Source organism: Streptomyces sp. NPDC051322, assembly GCF_040689485.1.
Lineage (GTDB): Bacteria > Actinomycetota > Actinomycetes > Streptomycetales > Streptomycetaceae > Streptomyces.
The window spans coordinates 104749-126351 of the sequence record NZ_JBFBAK010000006.1; the positions used below are offsets into that span (position 1 = coordinate 104749).

19 protein-coding genes are annotated in these 21603 nt (G+C 69.8%); 6 read left to right on the forward strand and 13 right to left on the reverse strand.

Annotated features, from left to right (window positions below; genetic code table 11):
- Positions 1–61: 61 nt before the first annotated feature.
- Positions 62–1453 (forward strand): AI-2E family transporter, encoded by a 1392-nt coding sequence (locus AB0436_RS15805; RefSeq protein ID WP_366468434.1) that lies wholly within the window; start codon positions 62–64, stop codon positions 1451–1453.
- A gap of 81 nt (positions 1454–1534) precedes the next feature.
- Here AB0436_RS15805 and AB0436_RS15810 read toward each other — a convergent pair whose 3' ends face one another.
- Both AB0436_RS15810 and AB0436_RS15815 read right to left on the reverse strand, forming a co-directional pair.
- Positions 1535–2068 (reverse strand): alkyl hydroperoxide reductase, encoded by a 534-nt coding sequence (locus AB0436_RS15810; RefSeq protein ID WP_366468435.1) that lies wholly within the window; start codon positions 2066–2068, stop codon positions 1535–1537.
- A 12-nt stretch (positions 2069–2080) separates the two neighbouring features.
- Positions 2081–2635, reverse strand: coding sequence for a peroxiredoxin (locus tag AB0436_RS15815; protein WP_365851499.1), 555 nt, complete (start codon positions 2633–2635; stop codon positions 2081–2083).
- A gap of 130 nt (positions 2636–2765) precedes the next feature.
- Between AB0436_RS15815 and AB0436_RS15820 the strand changes: the two genes are divergently transcribed.
- On the forward strand, positions 2766–3707 hold the full coding sequence (locus AB0436_RS15820; RefSeq protein ID WP_366468436.1) for a LysR substrate-binding domain-containing protein: 942 nt from the start codon (positions 2766–2768) through the stop codon (positions 3705–3707).
- A gap of 88 nt (positions 3708–3795) precedes the next feature.
- Here the strand turns inward: AB0436_RS15820 and AB0436_RS15825 are convergent, their stop codons facing one another.
- The 5 genes from AB0436_RS15825 to AB0436_RS15845 are packed head-to-tail and all read right to left on the reverse strand — an operon-like array spanning position 3796 to position 10375.
- A complete protein-coding gene (locus AB0436_RS15825; protein WP_366468437.1) occupies positions 3796–6117 on the reverse strand; it encodes an FtsX-like permease family protein in 2322 nt (773 codons plus the stop codon).
- On the reverse strand, positions 6114–6800 hold the full coding sequence (locus tag AB0436_RS15830; RefSeq protein ID WP_366468438.1) for an ABC transporter ATP-binding protein: 687 nt from the start codon (positions 6798–6800) through the stop codon (positions 6114–6116). Before AB0436_RS15830 ends, AB0436_RS15825 begins: the two co-directional genes overlap by 4 nt.
- Positions 6797–7321 carry a PadR family transcriptional regulator gene (locus tag AB0436_RS15835; protein WP_366468439.1) on the reverse strand — a complete coding sequence of 175 codons (525 nt, stop codon included), beginning with the start codon at positions 7319–7321 and terminating at the stop codon, positions 6797–6799. The genes AB0436_RS15830 and AB0436_RS15835 overlap by 4 nt, the downstream gene beginning before the upstream one ends.
- A gap of 34 nt (positions 7322–7355) precedes the next feature.
- On the reverse strand, positions 7356–9674 hold the full coding sequence (locus AB0436_RS15840) for an FtsX-like permease family protein (protein WP_366468440.1): 2319 nt from the start codon (positions 9672–9674) through the stop codon (positions 7356–7358).
- On the reverse strand, positions 9671–10375 hold the full coding sequence (locus tag AB0436_RS15845; RefSeq protein ID WP_366468441.1) for an ABC transporter ATP-binding protein: 705 nt from the start codon (positions 10373–10375) through the stop codon (positions 9671–9673). The genes AB0436_RS15840 and AB0436_RS15845 overlap by 4 nt, the downstream gene beginning before the upstream one ends.
- 277 nt (positions 10376–10652) lie before the next feature.
- Here AB0436_RS15845 and AB0436_RS15850 point away from each other — a divergent pair, with 277 nt between their 5' ends.
- Positions 10653–13025, forward strand: coding sequence for a transglycosylase domain-containing protein (locus AB0436_RS15850; protein ID WP_366468442.1), 2373 nt, complete (start codon positions 10653–10655; stop codon positions 13023–13025).
- A 55-nt stretch (positions 13026–13080) separates the two neighbouring features.
- Here the strand turns inward: AB0436_RS15850 and AB0436_RS15855 are convergent, their stop codons facing one another.
- Both AB0436_RS15855 and AB0436_RS15860 read right to left on the reverse strand, forming a co-directional pair.
- Complete coding sequence (locus AB0436_RS15855; RefSeq protein WP_366468443.1) at positions 13081–13413, reverse strand: hypothetical protein; 333 nt, start codon at positions 13411–13413, stop codon at positions 13081–13083.
- Positions 13413–13751: a hypothetical protein gene (locus tag AB0436_RS15860; RefSeq protein ID WP_366468444.1), complete on the reverse strand. Its 339-nt coding sequence runs from the start codon at positions 13749–13751 to the stop codon at positions 13413–13415. Before AB0436_RS15860 ends, AB0436_RS15855 begins: the two co-directional genes overlap by 1 nt.
- A 197-nt stretch (positions 13752–13948) precedes the next feature.
- Between AB0436_RS15860 and AB0436_RS15865 the strand changes: the two genes are divergently transcribed.
- On the forward strand, positions 13949–14206 hold the full coding sequence (locus tag AB0436_RS15865) for a GntR family transcriptional regulator (RefSeq protein ID WP_366468724.1): 258 nt from the start codon (positions 13949–13951) through the stop codon (positions 14204–14206).
- Between the two features lie 74 nt (positions 14207–14280).
- Here the strand turns inward: AB0436_RS15865 and AB0436_RS15870 are convergent, their stop codons facing one another.
- The 4 genes from AB0436_RS15870 to AB0436_RS15885 all read right to left on the reverse strand — a co-directional run bounded on the left by AB0436_RS15870 (position 14281) and on the right by AB0436_RS15885 (position 20203).
- A complete protein-coding gene (locus AB0436_RS15870; RefSeq protein ID WP_366468445.1) occupies positions 14281–16101 on the reverse strand; it encodes a SpoIIE family protein phosphatase in 1821 nt (606 codons plus the stop codon).
- Between the two features lie 187 nt (positions 16102–16288).
- Complete coding sequence (locus AB0436_RS15875) at positions 16289–16954, reverse strand: DUF402 domain-containing protein (RefSeq protein WP_366468446.1); 666 nt, start codon at positions 16952–16954, stop codon at positions 16289–16291.
- Between the two features lie 56 nt (positions 16955–17010).
- The gene (locus AB0436_RS15880) at positions 17011–18399 is read right to left on the reverse strand and encodes a class II fumarate hydratase (RefSeq protein ID WP_366468447.1); all 1389 of its coding nucleotides are present in this window, start codon (positions 18397–18399) and stop codon (positions 17011–17013) included.
- 136 nt (positions 18400–18535) lie between these two features.
- Positions 18536–20203 carry a fumarate hydratase gene (locus AB0436_RS15885; RefSeq protein WP_366468448.1) on the reverse strand — a complete coding sequence of 556 codons (1668 nt, stop codon included), beginning with the start codon at positions 20201–20203 and terminating at the stop codon, positions 18536–18538.
- Between the two features lie 210 nt (positions 20204–20413).
- Here AB0436_RS15885 and AB0436_RS15890 point away from each other — a divergent pair, with 210 nt between their 5' ends.
- Together AB0436_RS15890 and AB0436_RS15895 are read left to right on the forward strand one after the other, a co-directional pair.
- Positions 20414–21088, forward strand: a complete 675-nt coding sequence (locus AB0436_RS15890; RefSeq protein WP_366468449.1) for a DUF1707 domain-containing protein — start codon at positions 20414–20416, stop codon at positions 21086–21088.
- 132 nt (positions 21089–21220) lie between these two features.
- Positions 21221–21586, forward strand: coding sequence for a WhiB family transcriptional regulator (locus AB0436_RS15895; RefSeq protein WP_365849807.1), 366 nt, complete (start codon positions 21221–21223; stop codon positions 21584–21586).
- Positions 21587–21603 lie beyond the last annotated feature (17 nt).

Sequence of the window (21603 nt, forward strand, 5' to 3'; positions counted from 1 at the left end):
GCTCCGTGCATGTACCGTCGGGCTCCGAGTGAAGTGAGCGGGCGGGGGAAGAGGGACCAGAATGTCGAAGCTGCCGGACTGGCTCGAGAAAGTGGGCGCGGAACTCACCCAATGGGGCGAGCGGTTGGAGGAGCGCAGGTCGCTCTCCGACGACTCGGACCACCCCGGGCACCCGCACGCCGCGGAGGCCGGCGCAGGCGATGCGACCGACGGCCACCCGACCGCCCCGGGACAGGTGCCGCCGCCGCCGGACTACGCCCCTGCGGTCGCCGCCCGTCCCGACCCGGTCGCCGCCGTCCCCTGGGGGATGCGGGTCGCCGCCGAGGCCGGCTGGCGGCTGCTCGTACTGGCGGGAACGCTCTGGGTGTTGATGCGGATCATCAGCGCCATCCAGCTCGTCGTGCTGGCCTTCGCCGCCGCCCTGCTGGTCACCGCGCTGCTCCAGCCGACGGTCGCCCGGCTCCGGAGAGCCGGGCTGCCGCGCGGCCTCGCCACCGCGCTCACCGCCGTGCTCGGATTCGTCGTGATGGGCCTGGTCGGCTGGTTCGTGGTCTGGCAGGTGATGGAGAATCTGGACACCCTCTCCAGCCGCGTCCAGGACGGTATCCAGGAGCTGAAGCGCTGGCTGCTGAACAGCCCGTTCCATGTGACGGACAAGCAGATCAACGACATCGCCAAGAACCTGAGCGACACCATCGGCACCAACACGAACGAGATCACTTCGGCCGGACTGCAGGGCGTCACGGTGATGGTCGAAATCCTCACCGGCATACTGCTCGCGATGTTCTCGACGCTCTTCCTGCTGTACGACGGAGCGCGCATCTGGCAGTGGGTGCTGAAGCTGGTTCCCGCCCAGGCCCGCCCGGGCGTCGCGGGTGCGGGTCCGCGCGCGTGGCGAACGCTGACCGCCTATGTGCGCGGCACGGTGCTGGTGGCCATGATCGACGCGATCTTCATCGGGCTCGGAATCTTCTTCCTGGACGTCCCGATGGCGGTGCCGCTGGCGGTCTTCATCTTTCTCTTCGCGTTCATCCCGTTGGTGGGCGCGGTGGTCTCCGGAGCGCTCGCGGTGGTCGTCGCGCTGGTCACCCAGGGCGTCTTCACCGCGCTGATGGTGCTCATCGTGGTACTCGCCGTCCAGCAGATCGAGGGCCACGTACTGCAGCCCTTCATCCTGGGCCGCGCGGTCCGGGTCCATCCGCTGGCCGTCGTGCTGTCGGTGGCGGCGGGTGGCATGGTGGCGGGCATCGGCGGCGCGGTGGTGGCCGTACCGCTGGTGGCGGTGACCAATACGGTGGTCGGCTACCTGCGTGCGTACAGCAGGGAGCTGGCGATGCGGTCGGCGCCCCCCGCGCCGCACGGCGCGGCCGCGGGGGACGGAGCGCCGGTCCAGCCCGTGCCGCAGGCACGTGACGCCGATGCGGGAGCGGGCGACCCACCGCCGGGTGAGTGACGGCGGTCGGCGCGCAGCGGGTGAGCAACGGGCCCCGGCACCATGGCGACCATGGTGCCGGGGCCCGTTGCCGCGTTACGGCTACTCGGCCAGTACGGCCTCGGAGTCGAGCGTGACGCCGACCGCCTGCAGGACGGAGGCGATCTTGAACGCCTCCTGGATCGTCTCGCGGTCCACGCCGGCCTTGCGGAGCACCTGCTCGTGCGAGTCGAGGCACTGGCCGCAGCCGTTGATGGCGGAGACGGCGAGCGACCAGAGCTCGAAGTCGGTCTTCTCCACACCCGGGTTGCCGATGACGTTCATCCGCAGGCCCGCGCGCAGCGTGCCGTACTCGGGGTCCGACAGCAGGTGCCTGGTCCGGTAGAAGACGTTGTTCATCGCCATGACGGCCGCGGCGGACTTGGCCGCGGTGTACGCCTCGGAGGAGAGGTTGGCCTTGGCCTCGGGCTCCAGCTCGCGCAGTACCTTCGGCGAACGCGAGGCAATGGCGCAGGCGAGGACGGTGCCCCACAGCTGCTGCTTCGGCAGATCGCTGTTGCCGATCACCGAACCGAGGTTCAGCTTCAGGTCCTTGGCGTAGTCCGGGACGGCGGACTTCAGTTCGTCGAGTGACATCAGGAAATCAGCTCACTCGCCCGAGAGGAGCGCGACCGGGTCCAGGGTGTTCTCGCCCTTGGTCCAGTTGCACGGGCACAGTTCGTCGGTCTGCAGGGCGTCGAGAACCCGCAGGACCTCCTTGGGGTTACGGCCCACGGAACCGGCGGTCACCATGGTGAACTGGATCTCGTTGTTCTGATCCACGATGAAGACGGCGCGCTTGGCGTAGCCGTCCTCGCCCTCGATGCCGAGGTCACGCATGAGCTCGTGCTTCGGGTCGGCCATCATCGGGAAGGGCAGGTCGGTGAGGTCCGGGTGGTCCTTGCGCCAGGCGTGGTGCACGAACTCGGAGTCACCGGAGAAGCCGAGAACCTGTGCGTCCCGGTCGGCGAACTCCTCGTTCAGCTTGCCGAAGGCGGCGATCTCGGTGGGGCACACGAAGGTGAAGTCCTTGGGCCACGCGAAGACGATCTTCCACTGGCCCTCGTAGGTCTTGTGGTTGATCTGCTCGAACTCCTTGCCGCTCTCCAGCGAGACACAAGCAGTCAGGTCGAACTCGGGGAACTTGTCACCGACAGTGAGCACGTACTCTCCTTGCAGCTTAGGAAATCCCTTTTGGGGCGTTCCTGAGGGTTGGACGTGTTACAGATTGACACACGTTCCATTGATCGCGGAAATAGCTAGGCTTTCTGGACGTGATCGGAGGTGCCTATCAGTGGCGACCGCAGCCAGGGGTAAACAGCCCAGCCTCGCGCAGCTGCGCGCCTTCGCGGCCGTGGCGGAGCATCTGCACTTCAGGGACGCGGCCGCCGCGATCGGCATGAGCCAGCCCGCGCTGTCCGGTGCGGTGTCGGCGCTCGAGGAGACCCTCGGCGTGCAGCTGGTGGAGCGGACCACCCGCAAGGTGCTGCTGTCGGCCGCCGGAGAACGCCTCGCGGGCCGAGCCAGAATGGTGCTGGACGCGGTCGGCGAACTGATGGAGGAGGCCGAGGCGGTACGTGCGCCCTTCACCGGGGTGCTCAGACTCGGCGTTATCCCGACCGTGGCGCCGTACCTGCTGCCGACCGTGCTCCGCCTCGTCCACCGGGAGTACCCCGATCTGGACATCCAGGTGCACGAGGAGCAGACATCCTCGCTGGTCGAGGGGCTGACCGGCGGGCGGCTCGATCTGCTGCTGCTCGCGGTGCCTCTCGGTGTCCCGGGGGTCACCGAACTGCCCATCTTCGACGAGGAGTTCGTGCTCGTCACACCGCACGACCACTGGCTGGCGAGACGCACGGACGTTTCGCGTGACGCGCTGCGTGAGCTGGATCTGCTGCTGCTCGACGAGGGCCACTGCCTGCGGGACCAGACACTGGACATCTGCCGCGAGGCGGGCCGCCCGGGCGGCACGCCCGTGACGACGACGGCCGCCGGGCTCTCCACCCTGGTACAGCTGGTGGCGGGCGGCCTCGGGGTGACACTGCTGCCGCGGACGGCGGTGCGGGTGGAGACGGCCCGCAACGAGCAGTTGGCGACGGCCTGCTTCGCCGAGCCCGTGCCGACGCGGAGGATCGCGCTGGCGATGCGGGCGGGGGCGGCGCGGCAGGGGGAGTTCGCCGCGTTCGGGGCGGCGTTGCGGGAGGCGGTGCGGTGCCTGCCGGTGTGGCCGGCGTAACGGTGTCCCGCCGGAGGGGCTGACGCAAGCCAAAATCAAGCCTCTCCGGCGTTTGAGGAGCGGGGGTCCGGGGGCGGAGCCCCCGGAATCACTCCGTGCGCAGTCCCTCCGGCCGCATCAGGCGCCACAGTGGCGGCAGGCTCAGCAGGGTGACCAGCAGGACCACCCCCGCCCCGATTCCGGTCATCATGGCGACCGCCATCCAGTCGAAGGACACCGAGTGGCCGACCATCCGGAGCAGGATCGAGCCCATACCGAGCCCCACCGCCGTGGCCAGTGCCAGGCCGAGTGCGACCGGTATCGCGGTCTGCCACAGGACCGACCAGCTCATCGTGGAGCGGCGGGTTCCGAAGGCGGTCAGCGCCGCCAGCAGCTTCGCGCGGTCGCGCAGTTGCTCGAGGACGGAGACCAGCAGGCTCGCGCCGATCAGCAGCAGCACGGCGGCGGCACCGATGTAGAGGCCGCGCCGGACACTGCCGAAGCGGTTGTCCACCCGTACCTCCTGGAGCGCGTCCACCTCGAAGAGCGGGCTGGTCCGCGCCACGGTGTTGCGGACCCGGTCCACCGCGTCCGGCACGTTCGGGTCGAGGCTGACGTAGATCATCGTCGTCATCGCGGGAACCTTGGCGGTCGGCAGCGCGCCGGGGGTGATGAAGATGCCGCCCTCGCCGGGGTTGCCCGTCGGGTCGGTCCGTACCTCCGCGGTGCGGGTGTCGGCCGGCAGGGCCCAGGCCAGCGGACGGGACGTGTCGTCCCCGAGCGGGGAGCTGAGCCAGAGACGATGGCCCGGCTTGGCGATGCGGTAGACGTTCTGGTTCCAGCCGCCCTCCACGACGAAGGCGTCGCCGTCCGCACAGGACGTGATCGTGGCGAGTTCACGCAGCGCCGCACAGTCCCCGACATCGGCATCGATGAAGGCACCGGCACTGACGGAGTCCTCCGCGGACTTGCCCGCGCTGACGGTCACCTTGTCGAGGGAGAGCGCCTTGCCGACGCCGTCGGTGCGGCGCAGTGCGGACGTCACCGCGCTGCCCGAGTGCGGGGCCTGAACGGTCACCTGGGCGCGCGAGGTGTCGGCGCCGGTGCGCTGGGTGTAGTCGCCGTCGATGCCGGTGAACAGCATCTGCAGGGCGATGGCACCGGCCACCGCGACCGCGATGCCGTTGACCAGCCGGGCAGCGGTGCCGCTGCTCATCTGGAGCCCGCGGACGGCCAGTTGCCATGCGGTGGAGCCGCCGCCGAGGCGGTTGACCACGGATTCCACCAGCCAGGGCAGCAGCATCGTCACGCCGATGAGCAGCAGGACGGTCCCGCTGATGACTGCGGCCTGGTTGAAGCCCCCGCCGTAGAGGCCCTGGCCCATCATCGGGTAGAGCAGTCCGAGCCCGGCGACCGGCGGCAGCACCCGCCACCAGAGGCGACGGCGCCGCGGGGTCGAGGTGCGGACCACGCCGAGCGGTTCGATGACCACACCGCGCAGCGCGAACAGGGTCACCGCCACGGCTGCGGCAGGGACCGCGACCACGACCAGCGCGGCCAGCCACCCGCTCGGGTTCAGGTCCGAGGGGAAGAGGTTGACCCCGGCCACGTCGATATCGCCGACGAAGCTCCGGGCGAGCAGGAAGAACCCGGCGCCGAACACCACCCCGAGCAGCGCCCCCGCGAGAGCTTCGCCCGCTGCGATACGGCGGGTCATCCGGGAGTCCGTACCGACCAGCCGCAGCGCGGCGAGCCGGCGGTCCCGCCGCTCGCTGCCGAAGCGGACGGCGGCGGCGATGAAGACGGCCACCGGCATCAGCAGCACGACGAAGATGATGACGACCAGCAGCGCGAGCACCGGGTCCATGGGCGTCTGCGACGGTGCGTCGGAGAACGCCCTGATCCGGCGTACGTCCTCGCCGTCCCCCTGGGAGAGGTGGTCGTCTCCGGCGTAGTAGGCCAGCTCGTGCGGGCCGATCAGGCCGGCGTCGCCGATGGTGCCGCCGACCCGGTACGGGAGCCGCTCACGGAGCAGCTTCCCGGCGTCCGACGAGATCAGGCGGGCCAGGGCCGGGGAGACCAGCATCTCGCCGTCCCGGGGGAGCGCCTTGATACCGGCGGGAACCGGGGCCTTCGGTCCTTCGGCGTGCAGCAGCCGGCCACGGACGTCCTGGCCACGGAAGGTGGTGTCGGACCGGCCGAGCAGCAGGGTGTCGGCGGCGGCCTTGCCGACCATGGTGGTGCCGAAGTCGTTGCGGTTGTTCGTCCGGGCGTCCCGGGCGGCGAGCGCGCTGGGGATCGCGGTGGTGATCAGCAGCAGCGTCACCCCCAGGCCCACGCCGACGGCCGTCAGCAGGGTGCGCAGCCAGCCCTCACGCCCGCCGCTCACCGCGAACTTCGCCCCCATCGTGAGGTCCTGCGGCCAGCTCATCCGATGTGCTCCAGGTCCCGTGACCTGCCGTCGCGTACGACGACCTCGCGGTCGGAGTAGGCGGCGACGCGTGCCTCATGGGTGACCAGGACGACGGCGGCGTTGGTGGAGCGGGCCGCCTGGGTGAAGAGCTCCAGGACCCGCTCGCCGTTGAGCGAGTCGAGTGCGCCGGTCGGTTCGTCAGCGAAGAGCACCCGGGGGTCGGTCACCAGCGAGCGCGCCACGGCGACCCGCTGGCCCTGCCCGCCGGACACCTCGCCGGGCCGCTTGTGCCCGAGGTCGGCGACCTCCAGGCGCTCCATCCACTCCAGGGCCCTGCGCTCGGCCTGTTTGCGCTTCGTGCCGTTCAGCCGCAGCGGCAGGGCGACGTTCTCCGTGCAGGTCAGCTCGGGGACCAACTGCCCGAACTGGAAGACGAAGCCGAAATCGCTGCGGCGCAGCGCGCTGCGTTCGGCGTCCGTCATCGCCGACAACGCGCGTCCGCCGTAGGTGATGGAGCCGGTGTCGGGGCGGACGATGCCCGCGAGACAGTGCAGCAGCGTCGACTTGCCGGAGCCGGACGGACCCATCACGGCGACGATCTCACCGGCGTGGATGGAGAAGGCCGCACCATCGAGCGCCGGGGTCGGGCCGTACGCCTTGTGCAGGTCGGTGGCGTACAGCAGGGAACCGGCGGGGGTCACGCGCCCACCTCCGTGGCGAGTTGGCCGAGCCGGGCCGCCGTCAGTTCCAGCCAGCGCAGGTCGGCTTCGAGGTGGAAGAGAGCGTGGTCGCAGATCAGCTGGTCGGCGAGATCGCCGCGGCGCTTGCGGTCGGTGAGGATGCGCATCAGCCGCAGATGTTCCGCACGCTGCACATCCAGCAGGTCGGCGGCGCTCCGGCCGGTGAGCAGGGCCAGCACGACCTTGGTGTAGAGCGTCGACTGGAGGTACGGCTCGGGCTTCTCGGGCTGCGCGAGCCACTGCTCGACATCGCTGATCCCGGCATCGGTGATCGCGTACCGCTTGCGCTCGGGGCCGCCGCCGGCCTCGATGCCGTCGACCTCGACGAGGCCGTTCTTCAGCAGCCGGGACATGGTCGAGTAGACCTGCCCGTAGTGCAACGGCCGGTCGTGCCCGAACTTCTCGTCGAAGGCGCGCTTGAGGTCGTAACCATGACGGGGGCCCGACTCCAGGATGCCGAGCAGGGTGTGACCGATGGACATGGGGGCCTTTCTTGGTCGGTGGGAGGTGGGGTGACTACTCGGTACGCAGACCGTCCGGGCGCATCAGTCGCCACAGCGGCGGGAGGCTGAGCAGGGTGACCAGCAGGATGACAGCCCCGCCGGTGCCGGCCAACGGGACGAAGCCCCACCAGTCGGTGACGGGTTTGCCGACCATGCGCAGCAGCGCGGCGCCCAGCGCCAGACCGCCGCAGACGGCCAGCACCAGACCGATCACCACGGGCAGGGCGGTCTGCCAGAGCACCGACCAGCCGAGGGTGGGGCGGCGGGTACCGAAGGACACCAGTACGGACAACAGCCGCTTGCGCTCCCGGAGTTGTTCCAGCTGAGCGATGAGCATGGAAGCGGCGATCAGCGCCATGGTCGCCACCGAGCCCGCGAGCAGCCCCTTCTCGACGCTGGCGTACTGCTGGTCGCGGTCGACGGCCGTGATGTCCCAGACCCGCATGACGGGGTCGATACGGGCCGCGGTGTTCCGTACGTACTCCGAAGCGTCCGGCACCGAACGGTCGATCTTCACCAGGGCCCGGGTCTCGGCCTCCGGCAGCTGCGCCATGCTGATCGCGGACGGTGTGACGAGAATGCCGTCACGTTTCTCGCCCATCGGGTCGGTGCGGGCCACGACCGTGCGGGAACTCTTCGGGAGCGTCCACAGCACGGGTTCGTCGTCCAGGCTGACGTTCAGCTTGCCGCCCGGTCGCACGGTTTGATCGACCCAGTCGTTGGACTTCCGGTGGCCCTTGATGTGGGCGACGAAGGTGTCCCCGTCCCGGCAGGAGGGCAGCTGGGCGAGTTCGTGCAGGGTCGGGCAGTCGCCGACCGTGATGGTGGTGGTGGGCCAGGGGCCGGCCGCGTCGGCGTCGCCGCCCGGCTTGTCGGCGTAGGTCTCGATGGTGCCGAGGACCGCCTCGACGCCCTTGGTCGCGCGCAGCGCGGTGATCATCTGCTGGGCGCGTTCCCCGCTGGGGTACGTCGCGTCGATGTGCATCTGGGCCCGGGCGGGGTCCTGATCCGTGGTCTTGTTGAAGTCGTCGTGCAGTCCGACGAAGTACATCTGCAGCGCGACCGCGCCGGCCACCGCGATGGTGATGCCGCTGACCGCACGGGCCGCCGAGCCGCTGTTCAACTGAAGCCTGCGGGTGGCCAGCTGGAACGGGACGGGACCGCCGCTGATCCGGGCGACGACCGCCTCGACGACCCAGGGCAGCAGGGTGGTGAGCCCCACCAGGACCAGGAGCGCGCCGATCACGATGGGGTAGGGGTCGACAGCCGGGGCCTGGCCGGTGACTCGGCCCGTGCCCAGCAGGACGGCCGGCCCGGCGACCGGCATCACCAGCCGCCACCAGAGACGGCGTCGGCGGGTGACCCGCTGCCGGGTCACCCCGAGCGGTTCCATCACGACCGACCGCATCGCGGCCAGCGTGACGAGGACGGCGGACACCGGGACGGCCACCGAGAGCAGCACCGCCAGTGGGGTCACCGGGCTCAGGTCGGAGGGGAAGGCGGACATCCTCCACAGCTGGATGCCGCCGATGAACTGCCGTCCCACCAGGAAGAACACCCAGCCGAGCAGCAGCCCCAGCGTGGAACCGGCGAGCGCCTCGCCCGCCGCGACCCGCCGCGTCATCCGGATGTCCGCGCCGACGAGGCGCAGTGCGGCGAGCCGCCGGTCGCGGCTGTCGCCACCGAAACGCACGGCGGTCGCGATGAAGATGGCCACCGGAGCGAGCAGGACGACGCAGCCCAGGATGGTGAGCACGACGAGGAGGGAGGACATCGGCGCGCTCAGCGGGCCGCCACCGAAATGCGCGATGCGATGCGCGCCGGTGTGCGTGGTGAGGGTGGAGCTGCCCGCGTAGAAGTACAGCTCGCCCGGATCGCTCAGCCCGGCGTCACCGATGGTGCCGGTGATCCGGTACGGGAAGCGCTCGCGCAGCAGCTTTCCGTCCCCGGAAACCAGCAGGTCCTTCAGGGCGGGCGAGACGAGCATCGTGCCGGGGGCGGGAATCGTGCGGACACCGGGCGGGGTGATCGGGTGCGCACCGTCCGGGCGCAGCAGATAGCCGTCGACGGCTACGCCGTGGTACTCGCTCTCCGCGTGCCCGTACAGCAGGGTGGTGTCGCTGCGCGGGACCGAGTGCATGGGCGCGGACAGGGTGCGGGCGTGTCCGCGTGCCGACTGGGTGCTCACCGCGTTGGGCAGCGCGGATGCGGCGAGCAGCAGCGCCACCCCCAGCGCGACGCCGACGGCGGTGAGCGTGGTGCGGACCCAGGTCTCCCTGCCTCCGGTCACCGCGAACCGGACGCCGATGGTGAGGTCGTTGAGCCGGCTCATGCGGCGTACTGCGCGAAGCGGTCGCGGGACCTGCCGTCGCGTACGACGACCTCGCGGTCGGAGTAGGCGGCGACGCGTGCCTCATGCGTGACGAGCACGACGGCGGCGTCGGTGGAGCGGGCGGCCCGGGTGAAGAGGTCCATGACCAGTTCCCCGTTGAGCGAGTCGAGCGCGCCGGTCGGCTCGTCGGCGAACAGCACCCGGGGCCCGGTGACCAGCGAGCGCGCGATGGCGACCCGCTGCCCCTGCCCGCCGGACACCTCGCCGGGCCGATTGCGCCCGAGATCGGCGACCTCGAGACGCTCCATCCACTCAGCGGCACGGCGCGCGGCCTCCTTGCGCCGGACGCCGTTCAGCCGCAGCGGCAGCGCGACGTTCTCCGCGCAGGTCAGTTCGGGCACCAGCTGTCCGAACTGGAAGACGAAGCCGAAATCGGTGCGGCGCAGGGCGCTGCGCCCGACATCGTTCATACCGGCGAGATCCTGGCCGTCATAGCTGATGGAGCCGGCGTCGGGCTGGACGATCCCGGCCAGGCAGTGCAGCAGGGTCGACTTGCCGGACCCGGAGGGGCCCATGACGGCGACGATCTCGCCGGCCGATATGGCGAAGTCCGCTCCGTCCAGGGCGGGGGTCGGACCGTATGCCTTGTGGAGGGCGGTCGCGCTGAGCAACGGGGATTGCGGCGGGGACTGGGAAAGCATGGCGATGACTATACACAACCAGTATACCCATCGTGTATAGAGGCGACGAGCCTTTCATTGTTGGCGATAATTCGGTCCAAATGCTCTCAATTCCCCGAGAGATTGGTGAGAGATCGACCGGATCCGGCAACCTTGGGCGGTCCCTGAACGTCGGTTCTGGTGAGGCGGGTGCTGATTGTCACCACGGAGAAGGACGGGTGGGTGTCATGTGTCCGAAGTTGCGGTGTTAGCTTTCGACAGCTGATCTGGTGAGTAGAGAAGGCGGAGTCACAGAGCGATGGGCCGTGCGGATGATCGACGAGCCCGGCAGCGCGGGGCGCGCCGGGCCAAACCCAAGAAGGCCGGCATACGCCGGTTCTTCACCTGGAAGAAGATGCTGGGCACCTTCTTCGGGCTCTGCCTGCTGGCGATGGGCGCGTTCGTCGTGCTCTACCTGTATGTCCCCATACCCAAGGCCAACGCCGACATGGCGAAGCAGAGCAACGTCTTCAAGCTCAGCAACGGCAAGGTGTTGGTGCGCGAGGGCCCGGTCAACCGGGAGAACGTCCACCTCTCCGACGTCCCGCTCAAGGTGCAGCACACCTTCGTCGCCGCCGAGAACAAGACGTTCTACAAGGACAACGGCGTCGACCTGAGGGGCACCGCCCGAGGCCTCTACAACACCGTCAGGGGCCGGACGCAGGGTGGCTCGACCATCACGCAGCAGTACGTCAAGAACAACTACCTCACCGCTGACCAGACGGTGACCCGTAAGCTCAAGGAACTGGTGGTCTCCCTCAAGGTGGACCAGAAGTACTCCAAGTCGGAGATCCTCGAGGGGTACATCAACACCAGCTACTACGGCCGTGGCGCCTGGGGTATCCAGGCCGCCGCCCAGGCGTACTACGGGGTCGACGCCTCGAAACTGAACGTCAGCCAGGGCGCCTATCTGGCTTCCCTGCTCCAGGCGCCGAGCGACTACGACTGGTCTTCGGCGAGCCCCGAGGGAAAGAAACTGGTCAAGGCGCGCTGGGCGTACACGCTCAACAACATGACCGAAATGAACTGGCTCAGCGAGTCCGAGCGGGCCGCGCAGAAGTTCCAGATTCCGCAGGACCCCAAGCCGTCGAAGGGCCTGAAGGGTCAGACGGGCTATCTGGTCAAGGCGGCCAAGCAGGAGATGAAGGCACAGGGCGTCTCCGACGCGGAAATGGATGCAGGCGGCTGGACGGTCACGCTCAACATCGACCCGAAGAAGCAGGCGCAGCTCGAGAAGACGATGAAGCAGCAGCTGATCGACAAGCTCAAGCCCAAGACGCGTCCGGTCGATGCGGACCTCCAGGCGGGCGCGGTGTCGGTGGACCCGCACACCGGCAAGATACTGGCGCTGTACGGCGGCTGGGACTATCTGAAGCACGAGTACAGCAACGCCAAGCGCACCGACTACCAGCCCGCGTCGACCTTCAAGCCGATCATCCTCGCGGCGGCCATCGAGTCCGGGGCGAAGACGCAGAGCGGCAAGCTGATCACGGCGAACACCCTCTACGACGGCACCAGTAAGCGCCCGGTCGTGGACAGCAACGGCAACAAGGTGGGCTTCGCGCCGCCGAACGAGGACAACTACAGCCCCCCCGGACCGGTCACTGTGCAGACCGCCATGAACAAGTCGCTGAACGCGGTGTATGCGCAGATGGGCGTGGACGTCGGCCTCGAGAAGGTCAAGCAGATGGGCGTCGATCTCGGACTGAGCGGACTGGAAAGTGTGAAGGCCGTACCGGCGATGACGCTCGGTTCCTACGGTGCCAGTCCGATGGAGATGGCCGGGGCCTATGCGACGTTCGACAACCACGGCAAGAAGGTCACCCCGACCATCGTGAAGTCGGCGACCAACCCCGACCGGAGCCCGCTCACCCCGCAGAAGGCCATCGGCGATCAAGTCATGAGCCGGCAGACGGCGGACGCGATCACCTCGGTGCTGACCGGTGTGGTTCAGGAGGGCACGGGTACCGTCGTAAAGAACAAGGCCCAGAAGGTCGCGGGCAAGACCGGTACCTCGGACAACAACAAGTCCGCCTGGTTCACCGGCTACACCCCGGATCTGGTGACCTCGGTAGGGCTGTTCGGTGAGGCGGCCAAGACCCACAAGGGCCCGGACGGGAAGACCATCCTGCACGGCACCCAGGTCACCATGAGCGGCGCGGCAGGCAGCCCCACTGGGCGTATCAACGGTGCCGGCTTCCCCGCCCAGGTCTGGGCCGCGTACGTCTTCGGCCTCGACATGAAGCCCAGCACGTTCGACCTGGACACCGACCAGGGCGCCGCCGTCCAGCCCAGCTTCACGCCGTCGCCCAGCGCGTCGAACAGCCCCTCGTCGCCGGCATCCCCGAGCACGTCGAGCAGTCCGTCGCACAGTACGTCGCCCACGCCGTCCCACTCGGTTTCGCCGCCGCCGTCGCCCGATCCCAGCACCGACGGCGGCACGGACATGGGCACGAGCACGGGCACGAGCTCTGGTTCGGGCACAAGTACCGGCACCACCTCCGGAACCGGCACAAGTACCGGCACCAGCACGGGCACCAGTAACGGCGGCACCAACGGCACCAGTAACGGCAATGCCAACGGCGGCACCATCACCGGCCTGGGCGGCAACAGCAACCAGGCCGGGCAGTAAGGGAGCACGCAACGCGAGTGGGGCCCGCAGCAACTGCTGCGGGCCCCACTCACGTTCACCGTTCAGCGTCGTCGTCCTCGCTGCCATCACGGTCCTCGCTGTCCGGTGTGGGCAGGCGCATGCCACGGGACTCGGCGACCCGCAATACGTCGCTCAGGCACTCGGCGAGCCGGATCCCCGCGTACCGCACTTCGGCGTGCGGGGACATGGGGTCGTCCAGCACCTTCCGGCCGTGGCCGAGTACGTCGGTGCCCATGGCCAGTTGCACGGCTTCCATCTCGTCGGCCAGGCGCGACAGGTACCCCCCTGCACTGCCTGACACGAGAAAACACGGCTTGCCCTCGGGGGACGGCCACGGCAGCAGACGGGGCGCGGTGACGGGTTCCATCAGGCGGCCACCGTCCGGGCGCCGATCAGATGCCGGTCGAGATCGACCCCGAAGTCAGCGGCCAGTACGAGGGCGAGCCGCCGCCGACCCTGCCGCGCGCGTTCCTGTTCGTGCGCGACGAGGTAGGGGCGTGCCAGGGCGCTGGTGCCGCCGTCGAGCGGTCCGGCCTGGCTGTACGGGGATCGGTGGGTGGGGAGCCGCAGTGCGGAGGGGTCGGCTGTGCCCGGCCATGGGGGGAGCATGAGGGCCGCGAGGCGGGGGCCTGGACGGTGACGTCCGGCACCTGGGGCAAGCACCAGTCGCAGCCAATGGATGGACCTGCCGATAAAGTCGTACACGTCGACGCTCCTTCTAAGCGTGGGCCATGCCCCGGGAGGTCTAGCCACCTCGCCGGGGTCCTTCTGTCTGAGAAGCTACATCCGTGTGCAGCCCTCTGCATACAAGTAGAGAGGGATTCATCCGATCGTGCAGGTCAATGCCCGTCTACGTTGGACGTGTGAGCGATAACGAAAAGTCGCAGACGCCCCTGGATTTCATGAGCGCCAGACCGCTCTATGTCCAGTTGGCCGACATCATCACGGCGAAGATCAAGTCCGGAGAGTTGGCACCGGACAGGCCGATTCCCTCGGAGAACCATCTCGCCGACGAGTACGGCGTGGCACGACTGACCGCGCGGCGCTCCGCACAGGAACTACGTGAGCGCGGCCTCATCGTCACCGTGCGCGGGAAGGGCTCGTTCGTCGTCGAGCAGCCCCCCGCCGATGCGGGTAAGGGCGAGGGGTCCGCCGGCTGACCGCCTGACCGACGTCGGTCAGGCGTCATGGTGGGAGCCCCCAGGGGGCAGGCCCACCCCCACCGCCCGCACACTCAGTGCGGCGCCGCGACCTCGAACCAGACGACCTTGCCGGTGGAGACCCTGGTCGCGCCCCACCGTCTGGCCAGCCGGTTCACCAGGAACAGCCCGCGGCCGCCCTCATCCGTCTCCCTGGCCCGCCGTTGCCGCGGCAGCTGCGGGGAGTCGTCACCGACCTCGCAGCGCAGCACGTCGGTGCGCAGCAGCCGCAACGTCACCGGACGCTCGGCGTACCGCACCGCGTTGGTCACGACTTCGCTGACCAGCAGTTCCATCGAATCGGACAGGTCCTCAAGGCCCCAGCGTTCCAGCGCCGTGCGTACCAGCCGGCGGGCCCGGCCGGGGGCCTGCTCCTCCGGGTCGAGGAACCAGTACGCCACATCGCTCGGGGCGATCCCGTGGAACCGGGCGGCGAGCAGCGCGATGTCGTCGTCGCGGTCGCCGGGACCGAGCATGTCCAGCACGTCGTCGCAGAGCGCTTCGAGCGGCGGCGAGTGGTCGGGGCCGGTCAGCTCCGCCGTGGCGGCGAGCCGCTCACGCAGCTGCTCGATGCCCGTCCAGACATCCCGCAGCCGGGACTCGACCAGGCCGTCCGTGTAGAACAGCAGGGTCGCCCCGGCGGGTGCGTCCAGCTCGACCGCCTCGAAGTCCACGCCGCCCACGCCGATCGGAGCGCCCGGCGGGACTTTCAGTACCTCGGCGCGGCCGCCCAGGTGCAGCAGGACGGGCGGCGGATGGCCGGCGTTGGCGATGGTGATGCGGTGCACCACCGGGTCGTACACGGCGTACAGGCAGGTCGCCATCCGGTCGTCGCCGAGCCGCTGGGCCTGCTCGTCGAGATGGTGCAGGACCTCCGCGGGGGGCAGGTCGAGCTGGGCCAGGGTCTGCGCCGTGGTCCGGAGCTGGCCCATGATCGCGGCCGAGGTCATCGAGTGGCCCATCACATCGCCCACCACCAGCGCCACCCGGCTGCCCGGCAGCGGGATCGCGTCGTACCAGTCGCCACCGACCCGCGCGGTCTCGGCCGCCGGCAGATAGCGGGACGCCAGCCGGACGCCCGTCGGCTGGGGCAGCGAATCGGGCAGCATGGTGCGCTGCAGCTCGTCGGCGATGTAGGCCTCCCGCCCGTACAGCACGGCCTTGTCGATGCCGAGCGCGGTGTGGGTGGCCAACTGCGCCGCGACCAGCAGGTCGTTGGGCTCGAAGGCGGGCCGGTCGGGGCGGCGTACGAAGACCGCCGCGCCGATCACCCGGCGCCGGCCGCGCAGCGGGGCGAGGATCGTCCGGTGACCGTTCGGCATCGGACGGTCGGGGCCCAGCAGCTCGGGCAGCGCGAGGCGGGCCGCAGCGGAATCGCCGAAGACCGGGCGCACGCCCCGGAGTACTTCGGCGAGTGCGCCCCCGGACCGTACTTCACACAGCTCCGCGGCGACCGGCTCCAGCGGCTCCTCGGCCTCCTCCTCGTCGACTAAACGCAGCCGGTCGGTCCGGCGCAGCCGCAGGACGAACGGCACGGCGGGGCGTTCGTCGCCGACCGGCAGCGGGTCTCGGAGGAAGACGAGTATCGCGTCGGAGAACGTCGGGACGGTGGCCCGGCACAGGCCGAGCACGATCTCGTCGAGATCTATACCGCGGGCGATACGCCGGGTGGCGGCTCCCACGAACCGCAGTCGGTCGCCCTCGCTGCGTGCGGGGGAGGTCGGCGGGGTCGGCGGGGGCGCCGGGATGGCGCCCGCGGCCGCCACGTCCGTGTCCTGCTGCCGCGGGCGGGTGTGTTCGAGCGGCCTGGCAGCGGTGGGCTGCCGGCCTTCGTGGGAGGTGATGTGCTCCGTCACGCGAGGGATTCCGTCCGTCCGGGGCAGGTGTGTGATGCAACCGTTTCAAGGGGTCGTATACCCGCTGTCATGGCCGCACCCCCCTGTAGTGACATTCGGTCAGATCAACTGCTGCATTGCATCGTGGTAGGGCGCAGTCCTGCGGGGCACGATCCTACGGTTCACCCCCCGGGGCGCATCAAGGGTCTCACGACGGCATGCGCGCGGGCGTGCGATCCCAGTCGGCCGGGAGCGCGGGTACGGCCCACCGGGGATCGGGGCGCCACTCCTCCCAGCCGTCGGCGAACGGCCACCCCCAGGCCTCGATCAGCTCCACCGCGGCCCTGCCCGCCCGCCGTACCCGCCGGGCCTGCCCGGCGCCCATCAGACCCACCTGCTGGGCCTGGGCGAACTCGTCCTCGTCCAGCCACTGCCAACTGCGGTCGGGCAGCACCGCGATGTCGAGGAAGTGATCCTCGGAGTCGATTCCGCCCGCCCACCGGAGGTGTGGCTCCTCCAGATTCACGTACCAGTTCTTGAAGCGCCAGCCCTCGTCCCACCACAACCACACCGACCAGGGGTCTCCCGGCCGCGCCAGCTTCAACACCCCGGTGCCCCACCACTCCTCGCGCACCGTGACGCGCGGTTTGGTGTACCGGGTGGCCAGCGGCTCCCGGTACACGGGCGTCCCGTCGGCCAGCGCCGGTTTCACACATTCGGTACCGGGCGCGACCCACACGGCGAGCAGATCCTCGGTGTCCTGAACGACCGTCACCGGGCGGCAAATGTGCAGGTTGCGGGACCCGTTGCCGCGATAGCGCCAGAGAATGTGGTCTCCGGGCGCCCAGCGTTGTGTTCCTCCTGCACCTGTCATGCGGAGATCTTAGGAGTACGGGTGCGGTGGCGGAGCCCCAGGGGGCCGGACAGGACCTAAGGCCGCGTCATCCCCAGCACGTCCAGCGCCGCGTCGAGCTCCGCCTCGGTGAGGGCCCCGCGGGCCACGTACCCGCCTTCCACCACCGCCTCCCGGATCGTCATCCGCTCGGCCAGCGCCCGCTTCGCCACCTTCGCGGCCTCCTCGTAGCCGAGGTACTTGTTCAGCGGGGTGACGACCGACGGCGAGGACTCGGCGTACTCGCGCGCCCGTTCCACATGCGCGGTGATCCCGTCCACCGTGCGGTCGGCGAGCAGCCGGGAGACGTTGGCGAGGAGCCGGATCGACTCCAGGACGTTCTTGGCGATCACCGGCAGCATCACGTTGAGTTCGAAGTTGCCCGCGGCGCCGGCTGCGGCCACGGTCGCGTCGTTCCCGGTGACCTGTGCGGCCACCATCAGGACGGCCTCCGGGATCACCGGGTTGACCTTCCCGGGCATGATCGAGGAGCCGGGCTGCAGGTCCGGGAGGGAGATCTCGGAGAGGCCGGTGCGCGGGCCGGAGGCCATCCACCGCAGATCGTTGGAGATCTTGGTGAGGCCGGCGCCGATGGTCCGGAGCTGGCCGGAGGTCTCGACGATGCCGTCGCGGGCGCTCTGCGCCTCGAAGTGGTTGCGGGCCTCGGTCAGCGGCAGCCCGGTCACCCGGGCCACCTCGGCGATGACCGCGGCGGAGAAACCGGGCGGGGTGTTGATGCCGGTGCCCACCGCCGTACCGCCGAGCGGCAGTTCGGCGAGGCGGGGGAGGGAGGCGTGCAGCCGCTCCACGCCGTAGCGGATCTGTGCGGCGTAGCCGCCGAACTCCTGGCCCAGGGTCACCGGCGTGGCGTCCATCAGGTGCGTACGCCCGGACTTGACCACATCGGCGAACTCCTCGGCCTTGCGCTCCAGCGCGGCGGCCAGATGTTCCAGCGCCGGGACGAGATCGGCGGTCACCGCCGCCGTCGCCGCGATGTGGATGGAGGAGGGGAAGACGTCGTTCGACGACTGCGAGGCGTTGACGTGGTCGTTCGGGTGCACCGCGCGGCCGAGCCGCTCGGTGGCGAGGGTCGCGACCACCTCGTTCATGTTCATGTTGGAGGAGGTGCCGGAACCGGTCTGGAAGACGTCGATCGGGAATTCCGCGTCCCAGCGGCCCTCGGCCACCTCGTCGGCCGCCTCCTGGACCGCCCCGGCGATGTCCTTGTCGACCACCCCGAGATCGGCGTTGACCTTGGCGGCCGCGGATTTGATCCGGGCCAGTGCCTCGATGTGAGCGCGCTCCAGGTGCTGCCCGGAGATGGGGAAGTTCTCCACCGCGCGCTGCGTCTGCGCACGCCATTTGGCGTCGGCGGGCACCCGTACCTCGCCCATGGAGTCGTGCTCGGTCCGGAACCGCTCAGTCATGACGTGCCTCCCGCTCGGGTCGTACCTCCGCCTCGGACAGCAATGTCCTGCAGGAGCGTGTTCCCGGTCGGGCGCAAAAGGATCGCCCTCCTACCGCCGGACGGCGGTAGGAGGGCGATCGCGGAGCGGGGGACGGTTACGCCTGACCGGGCGCCCGTACCGGGATGTTCAGGATGGTCGGGGACTCGGCAGGGGCCCGGAAGAAGTCGTTGCCCTTGTCGTCGACCACGACGAAGGCCGGGAAGTCCTCGACCTCGATCTTCCAGACCGCTTCCATGCCCAGCTCCTCGTACTCCAGGACCTCGACCTTCTTGATGCAGTCCTGGGCCAGCCGCGCCGCGGGGCCGCCGATCGAGCCCAGGTAGAAGCCGCCGTGCGCGTCGCAGGCGTCGGTGACCTGCTGGGAGCGGTTGCCCTTGGCGAGCATCACCTTGGAGCCGCCGGCCGCCTGGAACTGCGCCACGTAGGAGTCCATCCGGCCCGCCGTGGTCGGCCCGAACGAGCCGGAGGCGTAACCCTCGGGGGTCTTGGCCGGGCCCGCGTAGTAGACCGGGTGGTCCTTGAGGTACTGCGGCATCTCCTCGCCCGCGTCGAGCCGCTCCTTGATCTTGGCGTGCGCGATGTCGCGGGCCACGACCAGCGGGCCGGTGAGCGAGAGGCGGGTCTTGACCGGGTACTTGGTCAGCTCGGCCAGCACCTCGTCCATCGGCCGGTTGAGGTCGATCTGCACGACGTCGCCGCCCGCGTCGAGGTGCTCGTCCGTGGTGTCGGGCAGGAAGCGCGCCGGATCGGTCTCCAGCTGCTCCAGGAAGACGCCGTCCGCGGTGATCTTGGCGACGGCCTGCCGGTCGGCCGAGCAGGACACGGCGATGGCGACGGGCAGCGAGGCGCCGTGGCGGGGCAGCCGGACCACCCGGACGTCGTGGCAGAAGTACTTTCCGCCGAACTGCGCGCCGATGCCGATCTTCTGCGTCAGTTCGAAGACCTTCTGCTCCAGCTCGGTGTCCCGGAAGCCGTGCCCGGTCGGCGAGCCCTCGGTGGGCAGCTCGTCCAGGTAGTGCGCCGACGCGTACTTCGCCGTCTTCAGCGCGAACTCGGCGGAGGTGCCGCCGACGGTGATCGCCAGGTGGTACGGCGGGCAGGCGGCCGTGCCCAGCGAGCGGATCTTCTCCTCCAGGAACTTCATCATGGACGCCTCATTGAGGACGGCCTTGGTCTCCTGGTAGAGGAACGACTTGTTGGCGGAGCCGCCGCCCTTGGCCATGAAGAGGAACTTGTACGCGCCGCCGTCGGTCGCGTACAGCTCGATCTGCGCGGGCAGGTTCGAGCCGGTGTTCTTCTCCTCCCACATGGTGAGCGGGGCCATCTGCGAGTAGCGCAGATTGAGCTTGGTGTAGGCGTCGAAGATGCCGCGCGAGAGGGCCTCCTCGTCGCCGCCGGCGGTGAGCACGTTCTGCCCGCGCTTGCCCATCACGATCGCGGTGCCGGTGTCCTGGCACATCGGGAGCACGCCGGCCGCCGCGATGTTCGCGTTCTTCAGCAGGTCGAGGGCGACGAACTTGTCGTTCGATGAGGCCTCGGGGTCGTCGACGATCTTCCGCAGCTGGGTGAGGTGGGCCGGACGCAGGTAGTGCGAGATGTCGTGCATGGCCTCGGCGGCGAGCTTGCGCAGGGCCTCCGGCTCGACCTTGAGGAACGTACGCCCGTCGGCCTCGAAGGTGGAGACGCCCTCGGCGGTCACCAGCCGGTACGGCGTGGTGTCCGCCCCCACGGGGAGCAGATCGGAGTACGCAAACTCTGGCATGACGGGCCATTCCTCACTCGGCAGACGCGGCTGGCCTCCATCGGCGCAGCGCCCACCAGCGTAGAACCCCGCGCGGACCGGGCGGCTGTGAGGTAGGGCTCAGTTCGCGGCGACGATGCGGAGGGCCTGTCCGGCCGACCTTTGCCGGGCCCGCGAGATCGACCGGACAGGCCCTGGTCGCGATCTATCGCGTTTGGGTACGCTGAGCCGGTGGACCTCGAAAAGCACCCTCAGCAGCCGCCGCCCGCCGTAGGTATCCGCGCGTCCGACGCCGACCGCGACCGGGTCGCGGACATCCTCAGGGATGCCCTGGCCGAGGGCCGGCTGGATGCCGACGAGCACGCCGAGCGGATCGACTCCGTCTACCGCGCCAAGACTCTCGCCGAGCTGGAACCGCTGGTCCAGGACCTGCCGGCGGTCGGCGGCCGCCGTGAGCCCGTCGGCGGGGCGACATACGCACCCGCAGACGCCCCGGACGCGGCGCCGGTCACTGCGGAGAATCTGGTCGCCGTCTTCTCCAGCTCCACCCGCAAGGGCCGCTGGCGCGTCGGCCGCAGGACCAACGCCTTCTCGCTGTTCGGGAGCGTGGAGATCGACCTGACCGAGGCGCTGTTCGAGCAGCGGCTCACGGTCATCAACGCCACCGCGATCTTCGGCAGCGTCGAGGTCCGCGTCCCGGAGAACATCACCCTGCGCGGCAGCGGCACCGGGATCTTCGGGAACTTCGAGGTGCGCACGCTGGAGTCGGAGGACCCGCAGGCGCCGGTGGTCGTGGTGAACGGCTGCGCGGTCTTCGGCAGCATCGAGGCGAAGCCGAGGCGCGGCAAGCTGATCGCCGACCTGCACGACCACATCCAGCAGAAACTCCGCAAACACCTGGGCTAGTGCGGGCTAGTGCTGTGTCGTCGGTGGCCGGTCCTGATCGGGCGCTTCGGAACTCAGTGCATAGGCGCGCGCACAGCGGGTAGGGAGCCCTGCATCGTCTCTCGCTCGCGAAGCCGTCGTCAGGAGTAGACCGTGCTGCATCCGCCGCATCAGTCCGTGCAGGTCGCTGCCGTCCCGTCGCAGCGCGGCCCCCGGGAGGATCAGGCAGGGCCCTGGCATGCCGACGCGGTGTGCCGCCGTGACGAGGCGGGGCTGTTCTTCGCCCCGTCCAAGGAGCCGACCGCCGCTCGGCTCGCCCGCGAGGAAGCGGCGAAGCGGGTCTGCGCCCGCTGCCCGGTGATGGTCGAATGCCGGGAGCACGCGCTCCTGCAGCCGGAGCCGTACGGGGTGTGGGGTGGTCTCACCGCGGCCGAGCGCAGAGTGGTGCTCGCCCGGCGCAGGCGTCGCGAGGTCGAGCTGCGCAGCGCGATACCGGACCCGATGGCCCAGGCCGGCTGACCGGCCGGACGCCGGTT